The 7,453-nt window shown below is 67.3% G+C and carries 6 protein-coding genes; 4 read left to right on the top strand and 2 right to left on the bottom strand.

The genetic code is table 11. The features are described 5' to 3' along the window. From zwf to KGM94_RS04415, 4 genes are all read left to right on the top strand, one after another. On the top strand, nucleotides 1-1,505 hold a 1,505-nt coding region (zwf, locus tag KGM94_RS04430), incomplete at its 5' end, for a glucose-6-phosphate dehydrogenase (RefSeq protein WP_300255345.1). After that, complete coding sequence (pgl, locus tag KGM94_RS04425; protein ID WP_300255343.1) at nucleotides 1,505-2,248, top strand: 6-phosphogluconolactonase; 744 nt, start codon at nucleotides 1,505-1,507, stop codon at nucleotides 2,246-2,248. The genes zwf and pgl, both read left to right, overlap by 1 nt. Nucleotides 2,249-2,276: 28 nt before the next feature. Beyond that, a complete protein-coding gene (locus KGM94_RS04420; RefSeq protein WP_300255347.1) occupies nucleotides 2,277-2,783 on the top strand; it encodes a gluconokinase in 507 nt (168 codons plus the stop codon). Next, nucleotides 2,780-3,592, top strand: coding sequence for an HAD family hydrolase (locus KGM94_RS04415; RefSeq protein WP_300255341.1), 813 nt, complete (start codon nucleotides 2,780-2,782; stop codon nucleotides 3,590-3,592). The genes KGM94_RS04420 and KGM94_RS04415 overlap by 4 nt, the downstream gene beginning before the upstream one ends. Before the next feature lie 9 nt (nucleotides 3,593-3,601). Here KGM94_RS04415 and KGM94_RS04410 read toward each other — a convergent pair whose 3' ends face one another. Both KGM94_RS04410 and malQ read right to left on the bottom strand, forming a co-directional pair. Further along, nucleotides 3,602-5,401, bottom strand: coding sequence for a glycoside hydrolase family 15 protein (locus KGM94_RS04410; protein WP_300255339.1), 1,800 nt, complete (start codon nucleotides 5,399-5,401; stop codon nucleotides 3,602-3,604). Between the two features lie 33 nt (nucleotides 5,402-5,434). Further along, complete coding sequence (malQ, locus tag KGM94_RS04405; RefSeq protein WP_300255337.1) at nucleotides 5,435-7,396, bottom strand: 4-alpha-glucanotransferase; 1,962 nt, start codon at nucleotides 7,394-7,396, stop codon at nucleotides 5,435-5,437. Between the last annotated feature and the right edge of the window lie 57 nt (nucleotides 7,397-7,453).

Below are 7,453 nucleotides of genomic sequence, written 5' to 3'. Positions count from 1 at the left end.
ATCCGCAAGAACAGCAAAAGCCGGAGAATTGCGCCTTCGTCATCTTCGGCGCCACCGGCGATCTCACCCACCGCCTCGTCCTTCCGTCGCTGTACAATCTCGCGGCCACCGGCCTGCTGCCGGAAAAATTCTGCGTGGCCGGCGTGGCGCGCAAGGGCATGTCGAGCGACGCACTGCGCGACAGCCTGATGAAGGGCCTGCGCGAATTCGCCACCCGTCCCGTGGACGACATGGTTGCCCGGCAACTCCTGCGATGCGTCAGCACGATCGAGGCCGACACCAGGGACCCGTCGTCCTTCGACGCCATGCGCAAGCAGCTCGACGAGCTCGAATGTTCGCGCGGCACCGGCGGCAACCGCCTGTTCTACCTCGCGACGCCGCCTGCCGCGTTCGCGCCGATCGCGCACGAACTCGGCCGCACCGGCTTGCTGAAGGAGAACGACGGCGCCTGGCGCCGGCTCGTGGTCGAAAAGCCCTTCGGCACCGACCTCGCCTCGGCGCGGGCGCTGAACGCCGAGTTGCTCAAGCTGATGGAAGAGCACCAGATCTACCGGATCGATCACTATCTCGGCAAGGAGACGGTGCAGAACATCATGGTGCTGCGCTTCGCCAACGGCATGTTCGAGCCGATCTGGAACCGCAACCACATCGACCATGTCCAGATCACCGTGGAAGAGAGGCTCGGCGTCGGCCATCGCGGCCGCTTCTACGATGCGACCGGCGCGCTGCGCGACATGGTGCCGAACCACCTGTTCCAGCTGCTGTCGCTGGTCGCAATGGAGCCGCCGTCGCGGTTCGACGCCCGCGCGGTGCGCAACGAGAAGGCCGAGGTGCTGGCCGCGATCCAGCACCAGAGCGAGACCGAGGCGCTGAGGAATTCGGTACGCGCGCAATATCTGGCCGGCCAGATCGGCGACGACGAGTTGACCGACTACCGCAAGGTCGAGGACGTCAGGCCCGACAGCACCACCGAGACCTTCGTCGCGTTGAAGCTCGCGATCGACAACTGGCGTTGGGCCGGCGTGCCGTTCTACCTGCGCACCGGCAAGGCGCTCGGCACCAAGCGGACGGAAGTGGCGATCAAGTTCAAGCAGGCCCCGCTTTCGATGTTCAACGGCACCTCGATCGACCGGTTGTCGCAGAACTTCTTGACCATCGGCATCTCGCCGACCGAAAGCATCGAGTTGCAGTTCAACGCCAAGATCCCGGGCCCGAGCGTCACCATCGACGGCGTCGAGATGAAGTTCCGCTATGGCGACTATTTCAGGACCGACCCGAGCACCGGCTACGAGACGCTGATCTACGACTGCATGATCGGCGACAACATCCTGTTCCAGCGCGCTGACGGCGTCGAGGCCGGATGGCGGGCGGTGCAACCGTTCCTCGACGCCTGGAAGAGAGCGGGCCGCGACGGCATCGAAACTTATGAGGCCGGCAGCGAGGGCCCCGTCTGCGCCGACGAGCTCATGAGGCGCGACGGGCGAAGCTGGCGGAAATTCACCTGATGGCGACCGCGCGCCGACCGCGGCTGATCGTCGCTGCGGATGCGGACGAGCTCGCGCGCATCGCGGCTGAACGGGTGATGGCGAGACTCGACGCCTGCCCGGGAGAGATCGCCATCTGCCTGGCCGGCGGATCGAGCCCGAAGCGGCTCTACCAATTGCTCGCGACGCCGTCCTGGCGCGGCAGGATACCCTGGGCGCGCGTGCACTGGTTCATCGGCGATGAGCGCTTCGTGCCGGCGGGCGACGCGCTCAACAACATGGCGCTCGCGCGCGCGGTCCTTCTCGACGGCAATGCGCCGCCCGCCAATATCCACCCGATCCCGACCTCCGCCGGAAACCCGGACCAGAGCGCCCGTTCCTACGAGCGCGAGCTCCAGGAGTTCTATGGCGCTACCCGGCTCGATCCGTCCAGGCCGCTGTTCGACCTCATGCTGCTCGGCGCCGGACCCGATGGCCACACGGCCTCACTATTTCCTGGTGATCCGGCGCTCGATGAGACCGCGCGCTGGGTGGTCGCCGTCCCAACGGCCAATGTTGCACCCTTCGTGCCGCGCGTGACGCTGACCCTGCCCGCGCTCGCCTCCTGCCGGGAAATGCTGTTCGAGATCGCGGGGCTCGATAAACGGGCGATCTTGACGCGTCTTCTCAACGGCGAGAACCTGCCGGCGACACGCGCGCGCTCGATCGGCGAGACCGTCTGGCTGGTCGATCGCGCCGCGCTTCCGGAGGATTTTGGTGACTGACGCTGAGACACCCTGCGCGCTGATCGTGATGGGCGTATCGGGCTCGGGCAAGAGCACGATCGCGGATGCACTCGGCAAGCGCCTCGGCTGGCGCTTCGAGGACGGCGACCGCTTTCATCCGGCAGCCAACGTCGCCAAGATGAGCGCTGGTCATCCGCTCACCGACGCGGATCGCTGGCCCTGGCTCAACGCCATCGCCGACGAGATCGAGCGCACTTGCACGTATGGCGGCCATGTCATCATCGCCTGCTCGGCGCTCAAGCACGCCTACCGCGACGTGCTCTCGCGCGGGCGCAGGGACGTCCGCTTCGTGTTCCTGCAGGGCGCGCCGGAGCTGATCGCCAGCCGGCTCGCCCATCGCAAGGGGCATTTCATGCCGCCGGAGCTGCTGGCGAGCCAGTTCAGGACGCTGGAGCCGCCCGAGGCCGGCGAGCATGTCGTCACCGTCGCGATCGACGCGCCGGTCGAAGCCATCGTCGACGACGTGTTGCGGCAGTTGAAGCTCGACGCCGCATCGCACGGGCCCAGCTCATGACGCGCATCTCGCTCGTTGTCTCCGACGTCGACGGTACGCTGCTGACGAAGGACAAGACGCTGACCGATCGCGCCCGGTCTGCCGTGCAGCGGCTGCATCGGGCCGGCATCGGCTTCACCATCACCTCGAGCCGCCCGACCATCGGCATGCGCTTCCTGATCGAGCCGCTCGCGATCACGCTCCCGGTCGGCGCCTTCAACGGCTCGGCGATCGTCGATCCGCAGTTGAATCCGATCGAGCAGCACCTGATCCCGGCACCGGCCGCCGAGCGCAGCGTCAATATCCTGAACGAGTTCGGCGTCGACGTCTGGGTCTTCACCGCCGACAAATGGCTGACCTGCAATCCCGATGGCAACCATGTGCCGCTGGAGAGGCGCGCGATCCGCGCCGATCCGACCGTCGTGCCGGATTTCTCGCCCTATCTGTCCGGCGCCTGCAAGATCGTCGGCGCGAGTTCCGACGCAGCCATGCTGGAGCGCTGCGAGGCGGCGATACAGGAGGCGCTCGGCACCCGGGCCGTCGCGGTGCGCTCGCAGACTTACTACCTCGACATCACGCCGCCCGGCTGCGACAAGGGCACCTTCGTGCAGGCGATGGCGCGGCGGCTCGGGATCGCGGCCCACGCAGTCGCCACCATCGGCGACATGCAGAACGATCTCGCGATGTTCCGGGCCAGCGGCCTGTCGTTCGCGATGGGCAACGCGACCGAGAACGTCAAGGGCGCGGCCACCCACGTCACCGCCAGCAACGAGCAGGACGGTTTCGCGGATGCGATGGAGATGGTCCTGAGACTGAACGGGGTCGAATGAAGCGGGCCGCTACTGCGACCGCTGCACCGCCGGCTTCTCGCCCTCTGCCCTCGCCGCCGACAGATTGTGCGCGGTGTTGATCAGCGCGATATGGGTCAGCGCCTGCGGAAAATTTCCGGTCTGGCGCCCGGCGATGGAATCGTATTCCTCGGCCAGCAGTCCGACGTCGTTGGCGACGGCGGCCACGCGGTCGAACAGCGCCTGCGCCTGGTCGAGGTCACCGCCGAGCACATGGGCATCCGCGAGCCACAGCGTGCAGGCCAGGAACGCTCCCTCGATCGGCTGCGTCTCCTCCGAGACCTCCCTCGGATCGTGCCGCAGCACGAAGCCGTCGCGCATCATGTCGCGCTCGATCGCCGCGATCGTGCCGCGTACCCGCGCATCCGCCGCCGGCAGGAAGCCGACCGAGGGCAGCAGCAGCACGCTGGCATCGAGCAGTTTGGAGCCGTAGGACTCCACGAACGCGCCCATCTCGGCGTCAAATCCCTTGCGGCAGACGTCGCGATGGATGGTGTCGCGCAGGGCGCGCCAATGCAGCAGCGGTGCCTTGAAGCCGAAGGTTTCGGCGCTCTTGATGGCGCGATCGAACGCGACCCAGGTCATCACCTTGGAGAAGACGTAGTGCTTCGCCTCGCCGCGGCGCTCCCAGATGCCGTGATCGGGATGGTCCCAGACACCGGCCAGATGCTCGAGCACGGCGCATTCCAGCGCCCAGCTCGCGTCGTCGAGCTGCAATTTCGCCATGCGCGCCTGGTGCAGCGCATCGATCAGCTCGCCATAGACGTCGAGCTGCAGCTGGGCATGCGCGGCATTGCCGAACCGCACCGGCTGCGCGCCTTCGTATCCGGCAAGCCAGCCCGCCTCCCATTCCAGGAGCCGCCGCTGGCCCCAGATGCCGTACATGATCTGCATGTGCGCCGGCGCGCCCGCGGCGGCACGCAGCAGCCAGTTGTGCCAGGCCGAGGCTTCTTCGGTATAGCCGGAATTCATCAGCGCGAGCAGCGTGAAGGTGGCATCGCGCAGCCAGCAGTAGCGGTAGTCCCAGTTCCTGGCGCCGCCGAGTTTTTCCGGCAGCGAGGCGGTCGGCGCCGCCACGATGCCGCCGGTCGGTCCGAAGGTCAGCGCCTTCAGCGTGATCAGCGAACGCATGACGAGATGGTGGTGATCGCCCTTGCGGCGGTAACGGCCGGACCAGTCCTTCCAGAAGGCTTCCGTCTCCCGCAATGCCGCCTCGGGATCAATCGGTTTCGGCGGCGGCAGATGCGAGGGCCCATAGGTCAGCACGAAGGGGATGGTCTCGCCGGCATTCACCTCGAATTCGGCGACAGTGGTCAAATCCTCGCCGCGGGTCTCGACCGGCGTCCGCAGCACCGTCATGTCCTGCCCGCAGATGGCGAGCACTGCGGAGCGGTCCTCGGTCCGCCGCACCCAGGGAATGGCGACGCCGAAGCCGAAGCGGATCACGAGCTCCATCCGGAGCTTCACGCGTCCCTCGACGCCGCGCACCAGACGCACGACGTCGGACGCCTGGCCGCGCGGCGGCATGAAATCGATCAATGCGACGGCGCCGCCCTCGGTCTCGAAGCGAGTTTCCAGGATCAGCGTATCGCCGAGATAGCGGCGCGAGGCGGCCGTAATATCGCCGCGCGGTCCGATCAGCCAGCGTCCATTCCGGTTGGTGCCGAGGATAGCGGCAAAGCAGGCGTCGGAATCAAAGGCCGGCCAGCACAACCAGTCGATCGAGCCGTCGCGGCCGACGAGCGCCGCCGTCTCGCAATCGCCGATCAGCGCGTAGTCCTCGATCCTCACATGACCTCGTCAATCCCCCGAGATTGTCCCCTCTCAACGCGCCGGCAGGGACGACCGTTCCCTGGTTGCGGCCTTCAGCGCGGCGAGATCGATGGTCGCGGCGATATGCTCGAGCGCGACCGGCAGGCGCTGGCGCCAGTTCGGATGCTCGTCGATCGTGCCGGGGATGTTCGGCTGGTCGACCACGCCCAAAAGGTCTTCCAGCGAAACGGCCAGCAACCGCGAGGGGGTCCGTGCCAGGAACGCCAGCACGGAATAGAGGTCGTTCCGCTCGATGGCGTTGTGGCGGAGGATGTCGTCGAGCATGCCGAGCGCGTGCCAGCGCGCCTGCTCGCTCTCGCCGGGGTCGAGCCCCAGCGAAAGCTTCACCTTCAGATCGCTGAAGGAACGCCAGCCGGCATAGGTGCAGAGATCGTGGGTGTTGAGAGTGACCAACGCATTGGGAATGTAGTGATCGACGTTGCGGAAACGCCCCTGATCGTCGCGCTCGAACATCATCACCAGATAGGACCAGATGCCCCAGTCCTGCATGGTCTCGCGAAAACCTTCGGGCACGGTGCCGAGATCCTCGCCGATCACGATGCAGCCATGCGCCGCGCTTTCGCGGGCAACGGTAGCGAGCAACGCCTCGAACGGCATCTGCGCATAGGCGCCGTTGTCCGGCTTGAAGCCGCGCGGCACCAGGTACAGCCGCTTGAGCCCGAGCACGTGATCGAGCCGGATCGCGCCGGCGTGGCGCATCGAGGCCGCCAGCATCTCGGCGAAGGGCACGAAGGATCGCGCCTCGAGCCCGCCGGCATTGAATCCGGCAAGACCCCAATCCTGGCCCACGGTGTTGAGCACGTCGGGCGGCGCGCCGACCGCGAGCTGGCGCGAGATCGCGAGTTGCTCGTTCCAGGCATCGAACCCGTTGGACTGCACGCCGACCGCGACGTCGAGATAGAGCCCGACCTTGAGGCCGAGCCGGCCGGCAAGCGCCTTTGCCGCATGCAGCTGGGTCTCGGCGGTCCACTGCACGAATTCGACGAACGCGACCTCGCGCCCGTCGGGGCCCTCGCGCAGTTCGGCGCATGTCGCCTCATCCGGCCGCAGCCACTCGCTCGGCCATTCCCACCACGGCCGGGCGAAGCGATGCCGCAGCACCTCGAAGCAGGCAAAACGCTGCAGCAGCGGCGCTCGCACAGCGCGGAACGCCGCAAAATCCTGCCGGCGCGTGTCGCTGGCCCGGGCCAGGAACCCATCGAAAGCGGCGCGCAGGCCCCGCCATTTCAGCGGCCCGACCTCGGCATAGTTGACCCGGTCGCCGTCACGCAGGCGCGCCGCGATGCTGCGCGCCTCGGGCAGCAGATCGGCCGAATATTCCGGGATCGCCTCGACGTCGATGTAGAGCGGATTGAGGAACAGGCGACTGTTCGGCGAATAAGGGCTGCAATCGGTCGGCCGGTCGTCGAACAGCGCGTGCAGCGGGTTGAGGCCGACGCCGTCCGCGCCAAGCTCGGCGGCGAGCGCCACGAGACCCGCCAGATCGGTGAAATCGCCGATTCCCCAGTTGCGCGCGGAGCGGATGCCGTAGAGCTGCACGGCGAGCAACCAGCCGCGATCGAAATCGCCGGTGAAGGCGCGTTCCGGTGCCACGAGCAGCGGCGCCTCGTCCTCGATGCCCGCGGCATCCCTGAGCTTCAGCCGGTAATAGCCGGGCGCCAGACCGGCGGGCCAGGCAATGACGCGCTCGCACGCCTCTCCCTCCGCGACCACCTCCGCGCCGCGCGCGATCGACCAGCGCAACGGGAGCACCGCGGCCTCGAACAGTGCGGTACGCACCGGCGGGCCGGCCCGGACCACGACAGGGCCGGCGACGAACCGGTAAGCGCGCTTCTCGGGCAGCGCCGCGAGAATGGACTTGAGAGCGGCGGGCCCGGTGACCCGCAGCGTCCCCAGGGCATCGATGAACTCTGCCTGAATTCCCCTGGTCTTGGCTTGAGCGATCAGATCCATTCGGCACGCGGCTTGCAAGCGATCCCTGGCCGGGACGGAGGCACTTTTATCAGGCGA

The organism is Bradyrhizobium sp. (assembly GCF_028868675.1).
Lineage (GTDB): Bacteria > Pseudomonadota > Alphaproteobacteria > Rhizobiales > Xanthobacteraceae > Bradyrhizobium.
Note: the sequence above shows the minus strand (reverse complement) of the source record. Positions and strands in the feature narration are given on the sequence as shown.

What these genes read in the sequence shown, in the direction of transcription:
- malQ (WP_300255337.1), bottom strand. Translation starts at nt 7,396, where the DNA reads ATGGATCTGATCGCTCAAGCCAAGACCAGGGGAATTCAGGCAGAGTTC.
- KGM94_RS04415 (WP_300255341.1), top strand. Translation starts at nt 2,780, where the DNA reads ATGACGCGCATCTCGCTCGTTGTCTCCGACGTCGACGGTACGCTGCTG.
- KGM94_RS04420 (WP_300255347.1), top strand. Translation starts at nt 2,277, where the DNA reads ATGGGCGTATCGGGCTCGGGCAAGAGCACGATCGCGGATGCACTCGGC.
- pgl (WP_300255343.1), top strand. Translation starts at nt 1,505, where the DNA reads ATGGCGACCGCGCGCCGACCGCGGCTGATCGTCGCTGCGGATGCGGAC.